The following is a 21,842-nucleotide window of genomic DNA, read 5'->3' as shown; positions in this document are numbered from 1 at the left end:
TTACCACCGACCTGAGATCGCGCGCAGCATGAGCCCTGCGCGTTTGCTGAACTCGCTCATCCCCAAAAGGCCTTCCGCAACCCGCAAGGGCTCTTTGGAAGCTTGGCGCAAAACGGCTTCTGCCTGCCAGGCAGACAAAAAGGCCTGCGCAGAAACGCGACTGACTTCCCCACGCCGCGCACGCGCACGGCGTAGCCTAAGAAGAGCCCCCTCAGCCAAGGCCACCACAGCTTCCGGCCGTCCATCCACCAAGGGCACGCGTTTGGCCTCCTGTAACGCAGGTATCGCGGTCAGCCAATTGGCCACCCCGAGGGCATATCCCACATCCCGCGCAATATCGGCAGGACAGTCTCCCAATGTCTGCGCGGCAACCTGCATCAACCCGCCCGCCGTTGCCTCAAGGTAGTGCGCCAGATGGGCCTGATCCTCAAAAGGATCTTTGTAGATGTCCCAGCGCCGTGCCTCGATCAGCTGATCCAAAACCTCCGCAGCCCCAGCATCAATCATAAGCGCCAATGGCGTCACAACCTCATGCCTGCGCACAATGCCGCCTGCTTTGATCTCTGCCAGCGCATCGCGCCACCACTGCAGGCGCATTTCCGCAATCATGCTTTCCTGCGTCACCCATGGCGCACGCGCCACCTCGACGTTGAACGCATAAACCGGCAGAAGCACATCCCGCGCAGCGGATTTGGCTGCCATCGTGGCCGCAAAGCGATCAGGATCCCCTTTCTGAACGATCCCAGCACAGGCCTGCAGATCCTCTTCCATCACCGGATCACCCGCGCCCCATCATGCAGCAACTTCCAGTTCAACGCATCCAACAGGGCTTCAAAACTCGCGTCCACAATATTTGCCGACACCCCCACAGTAGCCCAGCGCCGCCCCTGATCATCCTCAAAATCTATGATCACCCGTGTGACGGCCTCTGTGCCTCCATTGGTGATGCGCACCTTGAAATCCACAAGGCGCACGTCTTCGATCACACTCTGATAAGGTCCCAGGTCAGACTTCAACGCCTGCCAGAGCGCATTCACCGGCCCCTCATCGCTCATCTCTTCGGCGTGGTTATTTTTGTAGTAGCTGGTGGTCTTTTCACCATTGGGCAATTGCACGGTCACAACCGCTTCGCTTTCCACCACCGTGGCCCCGCGCGCATTGCGTCGGCGCTCCGAAATGACCCGATAGCGTTCCACGTCAAAAAAGGCTTCGCTGAGCCCAAGCGCGTCACGCGCCAAAAGCTCAAAGCTGGCCTGCGCGGTATCATAGCTGTAGCCTTTGGCTTCTGCCTCTTTGATACGATTGAGAATAAGGCCGAGCGCTGGATCCCCTTTCGTAACATCCAAACCGGCATCCCCCAGGCGTTTGCGCAGATTGCTCTGCCCCGCCTGATTGGACATCGGAATGATGCGCTCATTTCCCACCACACTAGGATCAACATGCTCATAGGTGCTTGGGTCTTTCAGGATTGCACTGGCATGAAGCCCCGCCTTATGGGCAAAGGCACTGGCCCCCACATAGGCCGCCTGCCGCATCGGCACGCGATTGAGAATATCATCCAGCATCCGGCTTGCCCGTGTCAGCCCCTCAAGCTTTTCAAGGCTCACACCAATCTCATAGGCGCTTGCATAGGGCTCTTTCAGAAGCAACGTCGGGATCAGCGTCGTCAGATTGGCATTCCCACACCGCTCCCCCAACCCATTCAACGTGCCTTGAATTTGACGCGCCCCTGCATCCACCGCAGCCAGCGAGTTGGCCACCGCATGTTCCGTGTCGTTATGCGTATGAATGCCCAAGTGATCACCAGGAATGCCCGCCGCAATCACCGCCTTGGTGATCTCGTAAACCTCGCGCGGCAAAGCTCCCCCATTGGTGTCACAAAGCACAACCCAACGCGCCCCTGCCTGATAGGCGGCCTTGACCGCTTCCAGAGCATAGCGCGGATTGGCCTTATAGCCGTCAAAGAAATGCTCCGCATCAAACAAAGCTTCGCGCCCCTGTGCCACAAGATAGGCAATGGATTTTGCGATATTCTCTGTGTTTTCAGCAAGGCTGATGCCCAGCGCTTTGGTCACATGGTAGTCGTGCGATTTCCCCACCAGACAAACGGCCTCAGTGCCGGCATTCATCACAGCCGCCAACACATCGTCGTTCTCCGCCGAAATCCCCGCACGCTTGGTCATGCCAAAGGCCGTGAACGTCGCTACCAGCTGGGGTTTGGTGTCAAAAAACGCACTGTCAGTCGGGTTCGCGCCGGGCCATCCCCCTTCGATGTGATCAATGCCCATCTCATCCAACGTGGCTGCGATCTGTGTTTTCTCATCTGTGGAGAATTGGACACCCTGTGTCTGCTGCCCGTCCCGCAGCGTGGTGTCATAGAGAAAGAGGCGTTCCTTGCGCATAGCTTGGCCTTCCGCTGTGTCTCATGGGGGGTGCTGTCACCCAACAAGAAAGGCGCGCACCGTGCCGCGCGCGCCTGCAATTTATTCGTCCAGCAGTCCTGCCAGCTTTGTCTCATCAAATCCGGCAGCCGGCAGAAGCTCCACCCCGGCTTTGCCCATGCGCACTTCCACGCCAGCCTCCACAAGAGCGGCCTTGATGCGATCGACTTCAGAGAAGTCTTTGGTAGCCATCGCGTCCGTACGCGTATCCGCCAAAAGAGTTTCATACCGGCTCAGGTCCGCGCTCTGCGCCCAATTCCCCAACTCATCCGTCAGCAGCCCCAACACCCGTGCGCCCGCCAAAAGCGCTGCCGCATCGCCCGCACTGGCAAACCCATGCAGCGCCGCAATGGCCCCGGCGGTATTGAGATCATCCGCAACACAGGAAAGCACCTCAGCGGGCACGCTGGCGGCGGGTTCAATGCCCGCTGTCAGCGTCCGCCACTTGCGCAACGTGGCCTCTGACTCTGCGGCCTTTTTGGCGGTCCAATCCATCGGCTTGCCATAATGCGTAGACAGAAACACAAAGCGGATCACCTCGCCGGCAAAACCCTGATCCAGCAAATCCCGTACGGTGAAGAAATTGCCCAGAGATTTGGACATCTTCTTGCCTTCCACCTGCAGCATCTCGTTGTGCAGCCAGTAGTTCGCCATGGTCTTTCCACCATTGGCACAGCAGCTCTGGGCAATCTCATTCTCATGATGGGGGAACATCAAATCGTTTCCGCCCCCGTGAATGTCAAATTCTGCCCCCAGCAGCTCATAAGACATGGCAGAGCATTCAATATGCCAGCCCGGACGCCCCCGTCCCCAGGGGCTGTCCCAACCGGGGGTGGCCTCATCTGACGGCTTCCACAGCACAAAATCCATCGGATCTTCTTTGTAGCTCGCCACCTCAACCCGCGCGCCGGCGATCATATCATCCACAGAGCGGCCAGACAGTTTGCCGTAGTCCTCATATTTGCGCACCCGGAACAGCACATGACCCTCATGGGCATAGGCAAAGCCATCCGCGATCAGCTTCTCGATCATGGTGATCATCTGCGTGATGTACTGTGTGGCACGCGGCATGTGGTTGGGCTCTATCGCTCCCAGCGCGCCCATATCATCAAGATACCACTGTGTGGTTTCCGCCGTGATCTCGCCAATCTCGCGACCACTCTCTGCCGCACGCGCGTTGATCTTGTCATCCACATCCGTGAAGTTGCGCACATAGGTCACGTGATCGGTGCCATAGACTTCGCGCAGCAGGCGATAGAGCACATCAAACACCACCACAGGTCGCGCATTGCCAATATGCGCCCGGTCATAAACCGTCGGCCCACAGACATACATCCGCACATTTTCAGGATCGATCGGCTGAAACACCTCTTTGGTGCGTTTCAGCGTGTTGTGCAGTTTGATCTCAGTCATAAGGTGGCTCCTCAGCACACGGATGTTGCGTGGCGGGCTTACCAACTCTCAAACATGTTTGAAATAGAAGAACGGCCCGCCTGACGATGTCAGCGGGTAATGCAGCAAATAATGATGGTGCATACGGGGTTCATGGCCGCGACCCTAGGCCGGCTCCGGCCCAGGGTCAAGCCCGTCTTCCTCTAGATCTCCGACGAGGCGCAATTGCACAGAATGCACCTTAGCGCGTGCTGCCGACCAAGCTCCAATAGCTGTCCCTGTCGGGGCACGCGCGTGATTTTCTGGCGAGGCAACACCCAGAACCGGGCCCGCGTGCGCCGCCCAAGCGGCAAGTCCAAATCTCTGAACCTAAGCATAGCTGATCACCTCATATTCCACCGCGTCGGGGCCATCAAAATAGAACCGCCTGCCCGGCTCATAATCGGCATGGCTCTTGGGCTCATAGCCCGCAGCCTTCACCCGCCCCTCGATCAAATCCAGATCATCAACAACAACCCCGATATGGTTGAGCCCCCCTGCGCGGTAATAGCTGATCTCGGCATTTTGGATGGCCTCAGGCGGCGTATAAAGCGCCAGATAACTCTCGGCCTCCCCCACATGGACAGAGGTGCCCCCATGAATGGACTCCCCCTCCCAACGCACCTGCCAATCAAAAAGGTCGCAAAGAAGAGCCGCCGTGGCTTTAGGGTCTCGTACAGTTACGTTCACATGCTCCAGTTTCATCGCTTTGTCCTTGCTAAAAATTCGCTTCACTCGTTTTCGATAGACATAGCGTAATTCTTCAAGTTAACTTTAGATCAATGGAAATTTATCGTTATAAATCAGATCTAAATGAAAAAAATTCCTCCACTCCGACTGCGTCCAACCGGCCTGACAATTGGTCAAATCTCAGATCGAACCGGTCTTTCTCCCTCCGCAATCAGGTACTACGAAGAAGAAAGACTGGTGCATCCGCACCGCACAGATACCGGCCAACGTCGCTTTGAGCGCGCCGATATACGTCGCTTGTCTTTTGTGATGATCTCTCAATCTTTGGGATTTTCCATTGCCGAAATCAGGTCTGCCCTCGCTGGCCTGCCCTCAAATCGCACACCTACCAAAACGGATTGGCAAACCATCTCAGAGCAATTTCGCCAAAAACTCGATGAACGCATCACGCAAATGACCAAGCTGCGCGACCAATTGGATGGCTGCATAGGCTGCGGGTGTCTCAGCCTGTCAAACTGCAAACTCTACAATCCCGAGGATCGCGCCCGCGGTCGTGGCACAGGACCGCGTTATCTGATGGGAGATTCTCCGACCACCGAGTAAACGGCAGGTCTTGCAACGCTGCGGAATGGGCCACATCACCACATTGAATTTGACTTTCCGAAGGCCCCTCTGCCACCTGTCATCCAAAATGACCAAGGGAGTGCGGCACATGGAACTATCGCAGCGCATCACAAACATCACCGGTGGCGGTTCAGACGGCTGGGATGTCTTTTACAAAGCCCGGCGCATGATTGCCGAGGGCACGGATGTGATTGAACTCACCATTGGTGAGCATGACATTCGCACAGATCCGATCATCCTCTCCGCCATGGATATATCCGCGCGCGGTGGTCACACAGGCTATGCCATGGTGCCCGGCACACAAGAATTGCGCGAGGCTGTCGCCACGCGTTTGGCAGAACGTACAGGCGTGCCGACCACCTATGAAAACATTCTGATCACCCCGGGCGGGCAATCTGCACTTTTTGCCGCGCACCTGGCCACCTGCTCTCCCGGCACCCGCGCATTGTTCATCGATCCTTACTACGCGACATACCCCGGCACCATTCGAAGTGTGGGTGCAGAGCCAGTCGCCATTGCCACCCATGCAGAAAACGCATTCAAGCCCAGAGCCGAGGACATCACATCAGAAGCCATCAAAGGCGCATCTTCGCTGCTGGTCAACACCCCCAACAACCCCACAGGCACAATCTACGAGCGCGACACGCTGCAAGCCATTGCGCAGGTCTGTCAGGAGCAGGATCTCTGGCTGATCTCAGATGAAGTCTATGACACGCAGGTCTGGGAGGGCGCACATCTCAGCCCGCGTGCACTGCCCGGCATGGCAGAACGCACTCTGGTGATTGGATCCATGTCCAAATCCCATGCCATGACCGGCAGCCGAATTGGCTGGATCGCCGCTCCCAAAGAGGTGATCACCCATCTGATCAACCTGGCCACCCACACCACCTACGGTGTGCCGGGCTACATTCAGGACGCCGCCGTATTTGCTCTGGCTCAAGGCAATCCACTGGAAGAAGAAGTTGCCGCGCCCTTCCGGCGTCGCCGCAAATTGGCCAGTGACATTCTCGCCGCTCAGTCCACAGTAGGTCTGATCCCGGCGCAGGGGGCGATGTACATTATGCTCGATGTACGCGCCACTGGCCTCAGCGGCGAAGAATTTGCAAATTCCCTTCTGGACACACATCACATCGCAACGATGCCCGGCGAAAGCTTTGGCACATCCGCCCATGGGCACGTTCGTGTTGCTATGACCGTGGCTGATGAACGTTTTAAGCAAGCACTACAAACACTTGTGGATCACGCGGAGGTCCTCGCCTCGCATAAGGCTTCCTGACCACACACCGAATACGTCGCAAATCATCTCAAATGCGACATGTGTCGCAAACAGACATGACGTATCGTCAAGCGAGTCGCAGACTGCCCTGCAAGGGAGAGACCATGCAGGGCACACGCAGTAAAATTCAACTGGTGATCCTCACCATCGGCGCGGAACGTGGCCGCGCCGCACGCGGGCGTCCGTGATTTCTAAAAAACTTCCGTTTTTGACAGAAATCACAGGAACTAACTCTATGAACGCCCAATCCCCTCGCCGCTCAGGTGGCAGAGCCGCACGCCGCGCCTCTCGCGCCGCGCCTTTGACCCAAGACATCCGCCCCATCCGCGCTGGCATGCAAGGCGGACACTACAAACCACTCTCTGATCAAGATGTATTGCGAATCCATGAAACCGCGCTCACAGCCTTGGAGCAGATCGGCCTCATTGATGCGCCCCAGAGCGGCATTGACATCATGACAAGCGCCGGCGCCATTCTTGGAGAAGACGGTCGCCTGCGCTTTCCGCGTGCTCTTGTCGAAGACATGCTTGCCAAAGCCTGCAAAGATATCACGCTATGCGGCCGCGATACACAATATGATCTGCAGCTCAACGGCCATCGCGTGCACTACGGCACCGCAGGGGCTGCGGTCCATATGGTGGACATAGACACCAACGACTATCGCGATAGCACCTTGCAAGATCTGCATGATGCAGCGCGCATCGCGCATCAGTTGGACAACATTCACTTCCTGCAACGCCCCATGGTGGCGCGGGATGTGACAGATAACAAAGAAATGGATCTCAACTCCATTTACGCCTGTAGTTCAGGCACAACCAAACATATCGGGGTGTCTTTCACCGATCCTGCCTTTGTGCCGGACGCGCTGGAGATGCTGCATATGATTGCAGGGGGAGAACAGGCTTGGCGCGACCGTCCCTTTGTTAGCAACACCAACTGCTTCGTTGTGCCCCCAATGAAATTTGCGACCGAAAGCTGCGAAGTGATGGAAGCCTGCATTCGCGGCGGCATGCCTGTGCTTCTGCTGTCTGCGGGAATGGCAGGTGCGACCGCGCCTTCCACAATCGCAGGGGCCATTGTTCAAGCAACAGCGGAATGTCTTGCAGGCATGGTCTATGTCAATGCGATCAAACCAGGGCATCCTGCCATTTTCGGCACCTGGCCTTTCGGGCTGGATCTGCGCACAGGCGCCATGAGTGTCGGGTCAGGAGAACAGGCGCTCTTGTCGGCAGGATGCGCACAGATGCACAAATTTTATGGTCTACCGGGCGGCGCGGCCGCAGGGGCCAGCGACAGCAAACTGCCGGATATGCAGGCCGGATGGGAGCAGATGTGCTCCAATGTGATGGCTGGTCTGTCGGGACTTAATATGGTCTACGAGGCTGCTGGCATGCACGCCTCCCTCCTCGGCTTCTGCCACGAAAGCCTGATCCTTGGCGATGACCTCATCGGTCAAGCGCAACGTTGTGTCCGTGGCATAGAAGTGGATGACGCAACACTTGCCCTAGAGGAAATCCGCAGTGTCTGTGTTGGCGGCCCGGGCCATTATCTGGGCACAGACGCCACTCTGAGCCGCATGCAAAAAGATCATGTCTACCCAACCTTCGGCGACCGCACCTCCCCCAAGGAATGGGCCGAAGTCGGCAAGCCCGATCTGATTGCCAAAGCCAAGGCCCGTAAAGAAGAAATCCTGTCCACGCCCGCCAGCGCGCGCTTTGCTCCGGACTTAGATCAGGCGCTGCGCGCACGCTTCAACATCCACCTACAGCCCTAAATGCAACAAAGGCGCCTCCTTTCAGAAGAGGCGCCTTTGAACAAGATCAGTTTTTTGGCAATTACGATGCGTTGGTTAAAGCACCGCGTCAGCCTTTGGCCAACTGCGCTTCGCGTGCATCACGCAGGCGCGCAAAGTCGTCACCGGCATGGTACGATGAGCGCGTCAAAGGCGTGGCGGACACCATTAAGAAGCCCTTGCCATAGGCCGATTTTTCATAGCTCTCAAACTCTTCCGGCGTGACAAAGCGGTCAACACCATGGTGCTTCGGTGTGGGCTGCAAATACTGGCCGATGGTGAGAAAATCCACATCCGCTGCGCGCATGTCGTCCATCACCTGCTTCACCTCAGGTGCTTTTTCTCCAAGTCCAACCATGATGCCTGATTTGGTGAAGATCGAAGGATCCAACTCTTTCACGCGCTGCAAAAGGCGCAGAGAATGGAAATACCGCGCACCCGGACGCACTTCCAGATAGAGACCCGGCACGGTTTCCAGATTATGGTTGAACACATCCGGCTTGGCTTCCACGACGATTTCCAATGCGCCCGGTTTGGCTTTCAGAAAGTCAGGCGTCAGAATTTCGATGGTGGTCTTGGGAGAGCGGTGCCGTACGGCGCGGATGGTTTGCGCGAAATGCTCCGCACCCCCGTCATCCAGATCATCACGATCCACCGAAGTAATCACAACATGGTTCAAGCCCAGCTTCTGCACCGCCATGGCCACGCGCCCCGGCTCAAACGCATCCAGCCCATCCGGTTTCCCTGTGGCAATATTACAGAAGGTGCAACCGCGGGTACAAATCTCGCCCATGATCATCATGGTCGCATGTCCTTGGCTCCAGCATTCCCCGGCATTCGGGCAACCGGCCTCTTCGCACACGGTCACGAGCTTGTTTTCGCGCATGATCTTCTTGGTGGCGTTATAGCCTTCCCCTGTAGGGGCCTTTACACGAATCCACTTCGGCTTTTTGGGCTGAGCATTGTCTTTGCGATGCGCCTTCTCAGGATGGCGCTGCTCTGGCAGCTTCAGATCACGCAACTTTGGGTCCTCCCGACCACGTCTGGTTTCCGTTGTCTAACATAAGGCAAAATGCCCGCCACTACCAGAAACGCAAAGCAGATATGCATTTGATGGAGAAATGGTGAAAAAGCGGCACAGGGATGTGTTCTTAATCCTGTTTTGCAAATGCAGCATTGCGCCCAAATTTAGAATCATTATAGGTCACTGCAACAACCCTTCTGATTGAGGAACACATCCATGCAAGTTGGCGCAAAAGTCCCTAACGTTGTCTTTAAAACTCGCGTTCGTGATGAGGCCGTTGGTGGCCCGAACCCTTTCCGCTGGCAGGATATGACCAGCGCAGATTACTTCAAAGGTAAACGCGTCATCCTGTTCTCTTTGCCAGGTGCGTTCACCCCAACCTGCTCCACCTACCAGCTTCCAGGCTTTGAAGAAAACTTCGCAAAATTCCAAGAGCTTGGCGTCGAAAACATCTACTGCATGTCCGTCAACGACAGCTTCGTCATGAACAAATGGGCGGAAGCACAAGGCGTAAACAACGTCGACGTGATCCCTGATGGTTCCGGCGAATTCACCCGTAAAGTCGGCATGTTGGTACGCAAGGACAACCTTGGTTTCGGTCTGCGCTCTTGGCGCTATGCCGCCATCATCAATGACGGCGTAGTAGAAGCATGGTTCGAGGAACCAGGTCTGGAAGACAACCACGGCGAAGACCCGTATGGCGAGAGCTCCCCAGAGAACCTGCTGAAGTACCTTGAAGCTGCAAATGTTGAATCCGCAGCATAAGCAGCCCCGCTCCTGAATGACGAAGCCCGCCTTTTAGGCGGGCTTTTTTGTACAGGCATCAGCCAATGTAGTCCCCAGCACCGCCGGCCTCTGCCCGGTAATGATCCCGCAAACGGGTCAAAGCGATCCGCAATACAATCTTGCCAGACCGCGCCGACCACCCCAGACGCTTTTCAACCACTTCCAATCCTTCCAGGTAACAGCAGCACCGCAAAGCAATATCACTCAAACCCGGACCAAGCTCTCCAAACACCGTCGCAACACGCCTACGTGCCGTCTCTGCGCTATTTTCCGCCTTCCCCTGCGCTTCATAGCTAAGCTCTCCCGGCGCCTGTAAGAAGCGTTTCCACTTTGTGCTCTCCACCGGGGCCATCTGAGCCAATTCAAAGTCTTCCCGCAAACGTTCCCCTGCCATCACAAGGTCCGAACCAAGGAACATCTTGCCATCCTTGTCACGCAAGCGCGCCAAAATCGTCAACGGGCTGTCAGCGGTCGAAAATCGCGCTTTGCGCATCCGCGGCATGGCAGTCATGTTGTCTGATGTTGCGCGCTGACGCTGCGCAGAAAACGCGATAGGCCCATCCCCGAAACTCTGCGCCGTATTTTCGGCGTTGGCCAACATACGGCCCAACTCCGTTCGCCCTCTGGGTGTGATGGTGTAACGTGACACACGGCCTGACATCGAGCAGCGTATCCAACCCTTCAACGCCATTGCCTGCGCAATATGCCGTGTTACGACCGCCGCTCGCGTACCGTCCCGGTACATCACCACCGCGTTTTCCATCTCCTTTGCCACTGCCAAAATCGCACCGCGTTGAGAAAGCCTGCTCAAAATGCGCCGCCCTTCCGAGCGCAGCACGTCTTCTTTTGGCATTTGTGAAACACACCCGTCCGTTTCTCCGAAACCGACGTCAGCAGAAGCGCTGCTGTTTAGCCGAAACCGCTCCAGAGCGGCATCCACCAGAGGATCATCCCGCATCGTCTCCAACTTGCGAATTTGGCGCATCACCGTAGATGCATGACATCCGTCACGTCGCGCCAATTCCCTTATAGAAACCCCCTCCTCCGTATGCGCCACATAGCGGGCGACACTCCGGGGGAGCCAATTGGGAAACTCTTGAGCACCTCTTTCACTCGGCATAACACATCACTCCTTACCACTTATTTACGTCAAACTCTCTGCCTGTGTTATCCACAGACTTATCCAGAAAGCTTTGCACAGCCCCTGTCGGCTGTGTAAGCGGCCAGCTTTCTGCTGGCGCCCGATAAGGTTTGTTGCAAATTGGTGAACAGTGTCATGTACGCCCGTGCGCTGAACCGATACGGGCGCAACAGTCGCTAAAAGTGTGCTCTTATACGCATCGCACATAAATACGTTGATTCTTCTGTACCCAAACCTCTGGTCGCAGGAGTTCAGACAGCTGCGATCCAAAATGAAAAAGGCCCGCACAGGGCGGGCCTCACTCAACATTTTTTTAAGGGACCTTAGACGAAAGCATCCGGCATGGAAGCTTTCTTCTCTTCCACATAGGCACGCAAACGCGCTTCGACCTCAGGATCCAGCGGCGGTGCTTCATAGGCACCCAGCAGTTCCGCCACCCGGGCTGCCGCCAGCGCCTGTGTGTCGCGCGCGCCTTCATCTTCCCAAGTTTCAAACGGCTTGTAATCCAGCAAATCAGAACGCCAGAAGGCATCTTTGAAGTTCGCCTGTGTGTGGGCACAGCCCAGATAGTGCCCACCAGGACCAACCTCACGCACAGCATCCATCGCTTGCGCATTCTCGTCATAGGCAACGCCGGCAGCCAGTTTATGCAACACACCCAGCTGATCCGCATCCATGACAAACTTTTCGAAGCTCGATACGAGACCACCTTCCAGCCAACCACAGCTGTGCAGCATGAAGTTCACGCCACCATTGAGCACAGCATTATGTGTGTGCGCAGTTTCATAGGCCGCCTGAGCATCTGGCAGTTTCGATCCACAGAGACCACCACCAGAGCGGAAAGGCAGCCCCATGCGGCGGGCAAGCTGCCCCGCGCCATAAAGGATCTGGCTCGCTTCGGGCGTCCCGAAAGTTGGCGCACCGGAGTTCATGTCAATCGACGTCACAAACGCCCCAAAGATCACAGGCGCGCCCGGGCGGATCAACTGGCTGTAGGCAATACCTGCCGTCACTTCTGCCAGAACCTGCGTCAGAGTGCCGACCACGCTGACCGGAGCCATTGCACCGCCCACAATGAACGGAGACACGATGCAGGCTTGGTTGTTCTTGGCATAAACTTCCAGCGCACCCATCATGATGTCGTCAAACGTCATGGGGGAGTTCACGTTGATGAGCGAGGTCATCACAGTGTTTTCCTGCACGAATTCCTTACCAAAGAGGATTTCGCACATTTCCACACTGTCCTGCGCACGGCTGGGCTCGGTCACCGACCCCATGAAGGGCTTGTCTGACAGAGTCATATGCGCCAGAAGCATGTCGAGGTGACGTTTGTTCACCGGAACATCGGTCGGTTCGCAAACCGTGCCACCAGAGTGGTGCAGCCATTTGGACATATAGCCCAGCTTCACGAATTTTTCGAAATCCGCCATCGTCGCATAGCGGCGTCCGCCTTCGGCATCCCGCACAAAGGGGGGACCGTAAACAGGTGCACAGACCAGCGTGTTGCCACCAATCTCAACATTACGCTCAGGGTTGCGCGCGTGCTGAATGATCCGCGAAGGGGCCGTTTTGCAAAGCTCACGCGCCATGCCACGTGGGATGCGTACGCGCTCCGCGTCATAATCCACATCGGCGCCCGCTTCTTTCCAACGGTCCAGTGCGGCTTTGTTGTTCACGAAGTTAACGCCAACCTCTTCCAGGAGAATGTCTGCGTTGCGCTCGATGATCTCAAGCGCCTCTTCGTTCAGAATCTCTGTCAGCGGGATGTTTCTCTCGATGTACTTTGCCGCTTCGATTTTTACACCTGTGCGGGCCGCGCGCCGCGCAGCGCCCCCACCACCACGTCCGCGGCGTCTTGCCGATGCTTCTGCCATATCTCGTCCTCACAGGCTGATGCGTTTTCTATATTTGGTGTAACAAGCCGATCCGGCGCTCTGCAGCTAGATAGCGGCCTTTGACACATAAATGCGACATTACGCAGCCCCTTTACGCAACATTTTGTTATGGTTCGAGTCCTTCAAGCAAACGACATGCCGTCACGCAGAACGGAAAAACACCGCATATGCGGGAACCATCTTGCGCAAATCCCCTGTGTCTTCTATGCGAACGCCATGACCCAGACATCCCATGACCGCCTTCTCATCATTGACTTTGGCAGCCAGGTAACGCAGCTGATCGCGCGGCGCCTGCGCGAGCTGAGCGTCTACTGCGAAATTCACCCCTATCAGAATGTTGACATGGACTTCGTGCGCGACTTCGCACCAAAGGCCGTGATCTTCTCCGGTGGCCCAGACAGCGTGACCCGCGAAGGCTCCCCACGTGCACCACAGGAGATATTTGACTACGGCGTGCCGATCCTTGGCATCTGCTACGGGCAGCAGACCATGATGACCCAGCTGGGCGGCAAAGTGGAAAGCGGCCATGGCACCGCCGAATTTGGCCGCGCCTATGTGACCCCGCAAAACAAGCTCGATATTCTGGATGGCTGGTTTGCCGAGGGCGACGAGCAGGTCTGGATGAGCCACGGCGACCACGTGAGCGAAATCGCTCCGGGCTTTGAGGTCTATGGCACCTCGCCCAACGCGCCTTTTGCGATCACAGCGGACACCTCTCGCCATTTCTACGCGGTGCAGTTCCACCCCGAAGTGCACCACACCCCCAATGGCGCGAAACTCTATGAGAACTTCGTAAAAATCGCCGGCTTCTCCGGCGACTGGACCATGGGCGCCTACCGCGAACAGATGGTTGAGGCGATCCGCGCTCAGGTTGGCGACAAGAAAGTCATCTGTGGCCTGTCCGGCGGTGTGGACAGCTCCGTGGCTGCGGTGCTCATTCATGAAGCCATCGGCGATCAGCTCACCTGTGTGTTTGTGGATCACGGCCTGCTGCGCAAAGGCGAGGCAGAGGAAGTTGTCACCATGTTCCGTGACAACTACAACATGCAGCTCATCCACGCCGACGAGCAGGAGCTCTTCCTTGGCGAGCTCGACGGCCAGTCCGATCCGGAAACCAAGCGCAAGATCATCGGCAAACTCTTCATCGACGTGTTCCAGAAACACGCCGACACCATCGACGGCGCCGAGTTCCTGGCGCAGGGCACGCTGTATCCCGATGTAATCGAAAGCGTCAGCTTCTCTGGCGGTCCTTCTGTGACCATCAAGAGCCACCACAATGTGGGCGGCCTGCCAGAGAAAATGGGCCTCAAACTGGTGGAGCCGCTGCGCGAGCTTTTCAAGGACGAAGTCCGTGCTCTGGGCCGCGAGTTGGGCCTGCCGCAAAGCTTCATTGGCCGCCACCCCTTCCCGGGGCCGGGCCTTGCCATCCGCTGCCCCGGCGAAATCACCCGCGAAAAACTCGACATCCTGCGCGAAGCCGATGCGGTTTATATCGACCAGATCCGCAAGCACGGTCTCTATGACGAGATCTGGCAGGCTTTCGTGGCCATCCTGCCTGTGCGCACCGTTGGCGTGATGGGCGACGGCCGCACCTACGATTACGCCTGCGCCCTGCGCGCGGTAACCTCGGTGGACGGTATGACAGCGGATTACTACCCGTTCAGCCATGAGTTCCTCGGCGAGACCGCCACACGGATCATCAACGAGGTCAAAGGCATCAATCGCTGCACCTACGACATCACCTCCAAGCCTCCGGGCACGATTGAGTGGGAGTGAAGCACACTCTGCTTGCATCCTGCACAGCTCTCGCTTTGGCAGGATGCAAATCGGGCATTGACCGCTTGGGCGCACAAGTGCCCGCAGGCTTCAGCATCGTTAAGCTGGAAAGCAGCGATGCAAAGTCGTCAATCTGCCAGCGTGCTACCTTCCGGGTTGATCTTGCTAACGAAGACGTGCTTTCCCTTTTTGAACCTCTTAAAGCTCTTTATTCTTCTTCCTTCCTGAACTGCGTTGAAGGTGAAGAACGCGAAACATGGCGTGCAGCAATCCAAAGAGGTGATGCCCTTTGGTATGTCAACGAAAGCCAGGAAGAGTGGCATTTCTGGTTTGATCCCACCCATCAGAGGTTGCTTGTGATGCTGCTCGCGGCATAGATTTTGCGCGCCATCGAACCATAGGCATCCCCAAAACCTGCCTCCTGCGATCTCCTTCATCTCTCTGGAGGCGAAGCCGACCAGCCCCACCCATATATACGGCCCTCACCATTAGGAGGGAGCTTCCCCCACTCAGGGACTGAGACTGGCCTATATGACTGGTTTCAAGCATTGTAGATTTATTGGATAATGCTTCTTTGGTGCAAGTTTCCGCTTCCATGTCCGCCCAAGCTGCGCAACAACTTTGCTGGGAGGAATGGTTATGAAGTTAACAACAGCAATCACCGCAAGCGCGCTGCTCTGCCCAAGCATCATAAGCGCGCAGGCAACGTCCACTTCACTGGCCTGTGAAGGCGTGAATGGCGACATCTTCCTGGGTATTGCTGGCCCATCTGCTCAAATCTGGCGGAGAGACGATAAGCGCACGACAGGCGTGGCGGTACTTATGGATCAAGAGCACGAAGGCTTCCCCTCTGCTTGGGGGCTCAGCATCACCGGAACGCAGGCCACGATCGTCGTGCAGCCAGCCACATGTGACTCTGCCGGCGGCACCTTCCCATTGTCCTTTGTGCTTCTGACAAACGAACAGCTGACCCACGGCTGTTGTACCATTGCGGAATGACCTCCCCATGCCCGCGCCAAACATCCGCCTCATCGGCCATATTAATGTGCCTTCACACCGCCTAGATGCCGTCGCAGCAGCACTGCCTGCCCACATCGCACTCACCCGCGCAGAACCCGGATGTCTGTTCTTTGACGTGACCCCGGATATCACGATCGCCGGGCGTTACAATGTCTGTGAACTCTTCGTGGATCAGTCCGCCTTTGACGCGCATCAAGCCCGTGCAGCCGCCTCAGACTGGGCAGACGTCACCGCCAGAATTCCCCGTCACTACCAGATCACAGAGGTACCGGTGTGAACGCCACTCTGAAAGCCGCTTTTTGGATGAGCGGCGCAATCCTGTCTTTCACCGCAATGGCGGTCGCAGGCCGTGCCGTGAGCTTTGAACTCGATACCTTCGAAATAATGATGTATCGCAGCATTGTTGGCATTTTGGTGGTCTGCGCTGCTGCGCATATGACAGGAAGTCTGCATCAGGTGACACGCCGCCACCTCGGCCTTCACTTCGTGCGCAATCTCAGTCATTTTGCCGGGCAAAATCTCTGGTTTTACGCACTCACAGCCATCCCATTGGCACAGGTGTTCGCGCTCGAGTTTACATCACCAATCTGGGCCATTCTACTCACCCCGCTGATACTGGGAGAACGCCTTCGCAAAATTGGCTTGCTGGGCGCGATGATCGGTTTCATCGGCATCCTGATCGTTGCCCGCCCAAATCCGCAGGCGCTTGATATCGGTCAGCTTAGCGCCGCAACCGCCGCGATCGGCTTTGCGCTTTCAGCGCTGTTTACACGCAAGCTCACCCGCAGCGAAAGCATCACCTGCATACTCTTCTACCTGACCGTGATGCAGGCAGGCTTTGGCGTGATTTTTGCAGGTTTTGATGGCGACATTGCACTGCCTTCCGCGGTCTCTGCCCCGTGGATCTTGCTGATCGCCTGCGCAGGTCTCGTTGCGCATTTCTGCCTCACGACAGCTCTCCGACTCGCGCCCGCATCGGTTGTCATGCCCATCGATTTCATCAGGCTCCCGCTGATTGCTGTTGTAGGAATGACACTCTATGGCGAAATGATAGATATCTGGGTTCTGCTCGGCGCCGGGATAATTTTTGCTGGTAATTACTTGAACATACTGGCGCAATTGCGCTTGGATCGTGCGCAAAACTGACGCAAAGTCATGTGCACACAAACTTACCACGCACGTTGACTTAACCAAAGCTGCGCGAATAGCCTTGTGAAAGAAACAAAATAACAACCAATAGGAACACGGGACAAACAAAACATGAAAAATATGCTTATGGGAGCCACCGCGCTTGCGATGGTTGGAGGAGCATCATACGCCGGAGGAATTGACCGTTCTGGTCAAGGCGTTAACATTCTCTTTGAAGAGGGCAACTTTGCCCAGATCACGTTCAGCGTTATCAATCCGAGTGTAGATGCCGTACCTGGTGGGCCCATCGCGCCGACACCAAGTGCATTTGACATTGCGCAAACCTACTCGGATTTTTCGTTAGGTTATAAACATGAAGTCAACGACAAGCTGGATATTGCTGTAATCTATGACAACCCCTTTGGGGCGCATGTGGATTACGGGCTCAATGGCAACTTGCTCTCAGGCGGCATGGCAGAGGTCAACACCAACGCACTCACCGGCTTGCTTCAGTATCAACTTGGCAACGGCTTCAGCGTTCACGGCGGTATCCGCCTTCTAGAAGTTGACGGAATTATCAATAGTGCTTTGGGTGAGCTGGATGTCAGTAGTAAGGTTGACATTGGCGGTGTCGTGGGCATTGCCTACGAAAAGCCTGAAATCGCCCTGCGTGTCGCTCTTACCTACAATAGCGAGATTTCGTCAGACCTGTCTGGTACACGCGCCGAGCGCGACGGCAGCAATCCAGACGCACGCGATCTGACCGTGGATTTCCCTGAAAGCGTAAACTTGGATTTTCAAACCGGCGTCGCGGCAAATACATTGGTGTTTGGCTCAATCCGCTGGGTTGGTCTCGCAGGCACTAATGTAACCACTGCAGAGGAACCAGCCCCCTGGGTCAACTTCCAAGATGATGTAACCACGTACAACCTCGGTATTGCACGCCGGATCAATGATAAGCTGTCACTTGCGCTGCGCTTCGGATACGAAGAGCCAGGCACACGGCCCACAAACACCGCGCTCAGCCCATCCACAGGCTCCAAGAGCATTGGTATCGCTGGCACCTATCAGTTGGACGAAGAAGTATCGTTGTCGGCTGGTATCACCTATGCGAAACTTGGAGACCAGTTTTTGTCTCCGAGTGCGCCATTTCCTCCAGGAAGCCGGTACGATTATCAAGACAGCGATGCCATCGGTTTTGGCGTCCGGATCGGTTTCCACTTCTGATAGAAAAATCGCTCAATTTCAAAGCCCCACCCCACGGTGGGGCTTTTCTTTTAGACCGTTTGAAACTCAACTTTCAAAACTTGAATTAAGCCGGCAACGGACTCGGACGGCTCAGTCACGATAGCCACGACACACATCTGCTATCATTAAAAAATTCAGCACTTTGGTATCTGCTGTGCAGCGCGATCACGTAACGCGAGGTCATGCCTTTCCCAGCCCGAAGTCATCGTTGACCTCCGCGTCACCTTGTATCTATCTGCTTCAGAAATAAAAATTTCAACGGGACAGAACCATGAAGCAAGCACTTAAGGGAGCCATTGCCTTTGCAATGGTTGGAGGAGTGGCACAAGCAGGGGGCCTTGATCGCTCAGGACAGGGGGTCAACATCCTCTTTGAAGAAGGCGACTATCTTCAGGTGACATTCATCACCACGAGTCCGCGCGTGGACGGAACCTCTGCGGTGGGAAACTCCTATGATGTGGTTGAAACCTACAGCACTCCTTCTTTCAGCTACAAACACGAGATCACGGATAAAATCGACGTCGCACTGATTTACGACAGGCCCTATGGCGCCCATGTGCGCTACACCAACGGTCCTTTTGTGCCGGGGTTTGCTGAAATCAACTCCCGATCTTTGCTTGGCCTCGTGCAATATGAATTTGACAATGGCTTCAGCCTCCACGGCGGTCTGCGTGGCGTGAAAACCGAGGGCGAAATCCTGTCTTCTCCGCGTCCATCCTTTGCAACTGGCTTCCTTGAGGGCAAAACGCAATTTGACTGGAGCGGCGTGGTTGGTCTTGCTTATGAAAAACCAGAGATCGCCCTACGCGTCGCGCTCACCTACTGGAGCAGCTTTGACAATGGTTTTGACGCAACATACGCACCTCTGACGGGGCTTACCCCCGAAGGCTTGCCCCAATTCGGCCCGGCCAGCGCGCAGAGTTTTGATGTGGAGTTTCCAGAATCCATCAATTTGGATTTCCAGACCGGCATTGCCCCCAAAACCCTGCTTTTCGGAAGCGTAAAATGGGTTGGCTGGGAAGGCTTCAACCTTACCACGCCACAAGGCACTTGGGTGGATTTCACCGACGATATTTTCACCTACAGCCTGGGCGTTGGTCGCGAAATCACCGACAAGCTGTCACTCGCGGTGAGCCTTGGCTATGAAACCGAAGCGGCCAAGCCAACAACCTCCCTGCTCTCCCCCACCACTGGCTACCAAAGCCTGACAGTGGGCGGCACCTATGCGCTCAGTGAACACCTGAACTTTTCAGCAGGTCTGACTTACGCGCAATTGGGCGATCAGTATTTTGAAATCCCCGCCTCTGGCGGTCAGCGCGTGGACTTCACGGACAATGACCTATGGGCCGTTGGTGTACGTGTCGGTGTGCGTTTCTAAATTTCGCACCACGACATTCACAAACCCCGCCTTCAAACAGGCGGGGTTTTTCTTTGCGCATGTTTCGGAGTGCCTTGGGCTGGCAACCGCTTTAGACAAAACACATGTCTGATACTGTGCAAAAATCGCTTTCCGCCCAAAGCTGGCGTGATCTCATCCTGCTTGCGGCACTCTGGGGCGGGGTGTTCTTTTCAAATCGCATCGCGCTTTTTGAAATCGGCCCGATCACCTTGGTGGCCCACAGGACAGTCTGGGCCGCCCTGTTGCTCTGGTGTCTGGCAATCTTTCGCAAAACCTCTATCTCCCTCAGCCCGCGCCTCTGGATGGTGTTTTGCGTGATGGGACTGCTGAACAATCTAATCCCCTTTAGCCTGCTGAACTTTGCACAGCTCACCGTAGAAAGTGGGCTGGCCTCCATTTTCAACGCGGCCACAGCCTTCTTCGGGATCCTGCTAGCGGCGCTCTTTCTGCCAGATGAACGCCTGACAATGACAAAGACTATGGGCGTGGCTTTGGGCTTTCTCGGCGTCGCAACCGCCATTGGGTTTTCGCACCTGACCGCCTTTGATCCACGTTCTCTGGCACAGATCGCAGCCTTGCTAGCAACGCTGTCTTATGGCTTCGCCGGGATATGGGCACGTAAACATCTCACAGGCGTGTCGCCGCTGATCGCAGCCGCCGGCATGCTGACCTGTACCGCCGTGATTGCAACACCTCTGGCGCACTATATCGAAGCCCCGCTCACACTTTCTCTGGGCAGTGCCACATGGGCCGCCATCACCTATGGCGCGGTATTTGGCACCGCAGGCGCATACCTTCTCTACTACCGCATTCTCGCTTCTGCCGGCAGCGGGAACCTGCTGGTGGTCACGTTGTTGATCCCACCATTTGCGATTGTCCTAGGCGCCTTGTTTCTAAACGAGTCTCTGCCGCCCCGTGCTTTTGCAGGCTTTCTCCTGCTCGCAATTGGCTTGATCGTTCTTGATGGCAGATGGTTGGCCAAACGTGGCTCCACCAGAGACAGCTGACGCTCTTGCAAAGGCTCGACAGGCTTGGCAATTTGCCACAAATCCATCAGCCGCAGCCATGAAAGCGCTCATGTACACAAACGACACCAAAGATCAGGTGCCCAATCACTGGCTGCGCTCCGTACTTGCGCTGCCATATGTGGCCGAACACGCCACCGACGCCCTCGCCGCTGCCAAACTGCCGTCAGCAGCATTGCAGGAAATAGGCGCCTCTGTACCGAGAGGTGCTGAAACAAAAGTCTTAGACTTCCTATCAGAGCGTCTGAATGCTCCTTTTGTAGGTGCTGAGATCGGCACCGCGATCAATCCGCACAACACCGCCCTGTTGACCTACATTCTGTTCAACTCTCAAACACTGTACGACGCGCTCTGTCATGTGCAAAAATTTACCCCGGTCACCCGCCCACGTGCGCGGGTAAACCTTCTTGAGAACACATCACACGTAGATCTGGTTGTAGACGGTATTGGCCCCGATCTGACCCTGGACACGCATTTGATAGAGTTTGCATTGGCTGCCCTATTAGGAGCGTTTCGCACCGCAACCAATCAGTCGGTTTTGGTCGCACAAGTGGGCTTCGCTCATTTACGCAAACACGGTCAGGCTGAACTTGCAGGTATCTTTGGGTGTTCGGTCAAGCTGGAGACAGAGCATTCCTATCTTCGCTTTGACAAGCGAATGCTAGACACACCAATTCGCGATGCCGACGCCCATCTCCTCGGGCATCTGACAAGCTATGGCGATGTGCTGTTGCAATCCACCAATACAGCCCCCGTCTCCCTCGCAGAGACCGTCCAAAAGCAGCTATTGCGCGGCATGGCCCATGGCCGCCCCAAAGCGGCAGATACGGCAGAACGAATCGGTCTGTCTGAGCGCACAATGAATCGCAGGCTTCTGAAAGAAGGCACAAGTTTCCGAGAATTGGTCTCAAATACGCAATTTAAACTTGCACAGGCCTTTCTGGCCGATCCCTACCTATCGCTTGCTGAAACCTCACATTTATGTGGTTTTTCAGACCAAAGCAGCTTCACACAGGCCTATCGGCGCTGGACAGGCCGTACTCCAGCGGTCGACAGAAAACCGCTGATACAGGGGGAGAATTTGCAAGCTTTTGCCGATGGCGGAATTTCTAAAAAGAATGGCCGCCTGCCAACATAAGTTTCGTG

Annotated in this window: 21 protein-coding genes; 14 read left to right on the top strand and 7 right to left on the bottom strand. The window is 55.9% G+C overall.

Annotated features, from left to right (window positions below; genetic code table 11):
• The 4 genes from SHM7688_RS14020 to SHM7688_RS14005 all read right to left on the bottom strand — a co-directional run bounded on the left by SHM7688_RS14020 (window position 1) and on the right by SHM7688_RS14005 (window position 4,577).
• On the bottom strand, window positions 1-771 hold the full coding sequence (locus SHM7688_RS14020) for a squalene/phytoene synthase family protein (RefSeq protein ID WP_058240561.1): 771 nt from the start codon (window positions 769-771) through the stop codon (window positions 1-3).
• Window positions 771-2,402, bottom strand: a complete 1,632-nt coding sequence (gene cimA, locus SHM7688_RS14015; RefSeq protein ID WP_058240560.1) for a citramalate synthase — start codon at window positions 2,400-2,402, stop codon at window positions 771-773. The genes SHM7688_RS14020 and cimA overlap by 1 nt, the downstream gene beginning before the upstream one ends.
• An 81-nt stretch (window positions 2,403-2,483) precedes the next feature.
• Entirely contained in the window at window positions 2,484-3,854 is a 1,371-nt protein-coding gene (gene cysS / locus SHM7688_RS14010; RefSeq protein WP_058240559.1) for a cysteine--tRNA ligase, read from the bottom strand.
• A gap of 348 nt (window positions 3,855-4,202) precedes the next feature.
• Complete coding sequence (locus SHM7688_RS14005; protein ID WP_058240558.1) at window positions 4,203-4,577, bottom strand: VOC family protein; 375 nt, start codon at window positions 4,575-4,577, stop codon at window positions 4,203-4,205.
• 108 nt (window positions 4,578-4,685) lie between these two features.
• Here SHM7688_RS14005 and soxR point away from each other — a divergent pair, with 108 nt between their 5' ends.
• The 4 genes from soxR to SHM7688_RS13990 all read left to right on the top strand — a co-directional run bounded on the left by soxR (window position 4,686) and on the right by SHM7688_RS13990 (window position 8,236).
• Window positions 4,686-5,165 (top strand): redox-sensitive transcriptional activator SoxR, encoded by a 480-nt coding sequence (soxR, locus tag SHM7688_RS14000; protein WP_058240557.1) that lies wholly within the window; start codon window positions 4,686-4,688, stop codon window positions 5,163-5,165.
• Window positions 5,166-5,274: 109 nt separating this feature from the next.
• Entirely contained in the window at window positions 5,275-6,462 is a 1,188-nt protein-coding gene (locus tag SHM7688_RS13995) for a pyridoxal phosphate-dependent aminotransferase (protein ID WP_058240556.1), read from the top strand.
• A gap of 56 nt (window positions 6,463-6,518) precedes the next feature.
• Window positions 6,519-6,650, top strand: a complete 132-nt coding sequence (locus SHM7688_RS20170) for a hypothetical protein (RefSeq protein ID WP_262975165.1) — start codon at window positions 6,519-6,521, stop codon at window positions 6,648-6,650.
• Between the two features lie 47 nt (window positions 6,651-6,697).
• On the top strand, window positions 6,698-8,236 hold the full coding sequence (locus SHM7688_RS13990; protein ID WP_058240555.1) for a trimethylamine methyltransferase family protein: 1,539 nt from the start codon (window positions 6,698-6,700) through the stop codon (window positions 8,234-8,236).
• A gap of 88 nt (window positions 8,237-8,324) precedes the next feature.
• On the opposite strand, the gene lipA is transcribed toward SHM7688_RS13990, so the two are convergent.
• Window positions 8,325-9,275 carry a lipoyl synthase gene (gene lipA, locus SHM7688_RS13985; protein ID WP_058240554.1) on the bottom strand — a complete coding sequence of 317 codons (951 nt, stop codon included), beginning with the start codon at window positions 9,273-9,275 and terminating at the stop codon, window positions 8,325-8,327.
• 219 nt (window positions 9,276-9,494) lie between these two features.
• On the opposite strand from lipA, the gene SHM7688_RS13980 reads away from it, so the two are divergent.
• Complete coding sequence (locus SHM7688_RS13980; protein WP_058240553.1) at window positions 9,495-10,043, top strand: peroxiredoxin; 549 nt, start codon at window positions 9,495-9,497, stop codon at window positions 10,041-10,043.
• A gap of 58 nt (window positions 10,044-10,101) precedes the next feature.
• Here SHM7688_RS13980 and SHM7688_RS13975 read toward each other — a convergent pair whose 3' ends face one another.
• Window positions 10,102-11,184: a DUF6456 domain-containing protein gene (locus tag SHM7688_RS13975; protein ID WP_058240552.1), complete on the bottom strand. Its 1,083-nt coding sequence runs from the start codon at window positions 11,182-11,184 to the stop codon at window positions 10,102-10,104.
• Window positions 11,185-11,528: 344 nt separating this feature from the next.
• Window positions 11,529-13,079, bottom strand: coding sequence for a trimethylamine methyltransferase family protein (locus tag SHM7688_RS13970; protein WP_058240551.1), 1,551 nt, complete (start codon window positions 13,077-13,079; stop codon window positions 11,529-11,531).
• 237 nt (window positions 13,080-13,316) lie between these two features.
• Between SHM7688_RS13970 and guaA the strand changes: the two genes are divergently transcribed.
• The 9 genes from guaA to SHM7688_RS13925 all read left to right on the top strand — a co-directional run bounded on the left by guaA (window position 13,317) and on the right by SHM7688_RS13925 (window position 21,834).
• The gene (gene guaA, locus SHM7688_RS13965) at window positions 13,317-14,876 is read left to right on the top strand and encodes a glutamine-hydrolyzing GMP synthase (protein ID WP_058240942.1); all 1,560 of its coding nucleotides are present in this window, start codon (window positions 13,317-13,319) and stop codon (window positions 14,874-14,876) included.
• The gene (locus tag SHM7688_RS13960; RefSeq protein ID WP_058240550.1) at window positions 14,873-15,253 is read left to right on the top strand and encodes a hypothetical protein; all 381 of its coding nucleotides are present in this window, start codon (window positions 14,873-14,875) and stop codon (window positions 15,251-15,253) included. Before guaA ends, SHM7688_RS13960 begins: the two co-directional genes overlap by 4 nt.
• A gap of 262 nt (window positions 15,254-15,515) precedes the next feature.
• Window positions 15,516-15,875: a hypothetical protein gene (locus SHM7688_RS13955; RefSeq protein WP_058240549.1), complete on the top strand. Its 360-nt coding sequence runs from the start codon at window positions 15,516-15,518 to the stop codon at window positions 15,873-15,875.
• Window positions 15,876-15,882: 7 nt separating this feature from the next.
• On the top strand, window positions 15,883-16,173 hold the full coding sequence (locus SHM7688_RS13950) for a putative quinol monooxygenase (RefSeq protein ID WP_058240548.1): 291 nt from the start codon (window positions 15,883-15,885) through the stop codon (window positions 16,171-16,173).
• Window positions 16,170-17,042, top strand: coding sequence for a DMT family transporter (locus SHM7688_RS13945; protein WP_058240547.1), 873 nt, complete (start codon window positions 16,170-16,172; stop codon window positions 17,040-17,042). Before SHM7688_RS13950 ends, SHM7688_RS13945 begins: the two co-directional genes overlap by 4 nt.
• Before the next feature lie 114 nt (window positions 17,043-17,156).
• A complete protein-coding gene (locus tag SHM7688_RS13940; RefSeq protein WP_144432591.1) occupies window positions 17,157-18,251 on the top strand; it encodes an outer membrane protein transport protein in 1,095 nt (364 codons plus the stop codon).
• Window positions 18,252-18,543: 292 nt separating this feature from the next.
• Complete coding sequence (locus SHM7688_RS13935) at window positions 18,544-19,650, top strand: OmpP1/FadL family transporter (protein WP_058240545.1); 1,107 nt, start codon at window positions 18,544-18,546, stop codon at window positions 19,648-19,650.
• A gap of 104 nt (window positions 19,651-19,754) precedes the next feature.
• Complete coding sequence (locus SHM7688_RS13930; RefSeq protein ID WP_058240544.1) at window positions 19,755-20,678, top strand: DMT family transporter; 924 nt, start codon at window positions 19,755-19,757, stop codon at window positions 20,676-20,678.
• A gap of 58 nt (window positions 20,679-20,736) precedes the next feature.
• Window positions 20,737-21,834 carry an AraC family transcriptional regulator gene (locus tag SHM7688_RS13925; protein WP_199556623.1) on the top strand — a complete coding sequence of 366 codons (1,098 nt, stop codon included), beginning with the start codon at window positions 20,737-20,739 and terminating at the stop codon, window positions 21,832-21,834.
• Window positions 21,835-21,842 lie beyond the last annotated feature (8 nt).

This window comes from Shimia marina, from assembly GCF_001458175.1.
GTDB lineage: Bacteria > Pseudomonadota > Alphaproteobacteria > Rhodobacterales > Rhodobacteraceae > Shimia > Shimia marina.
This window is presented reverse-complemented; position numbering and strand designations above follow the sequence as displayed.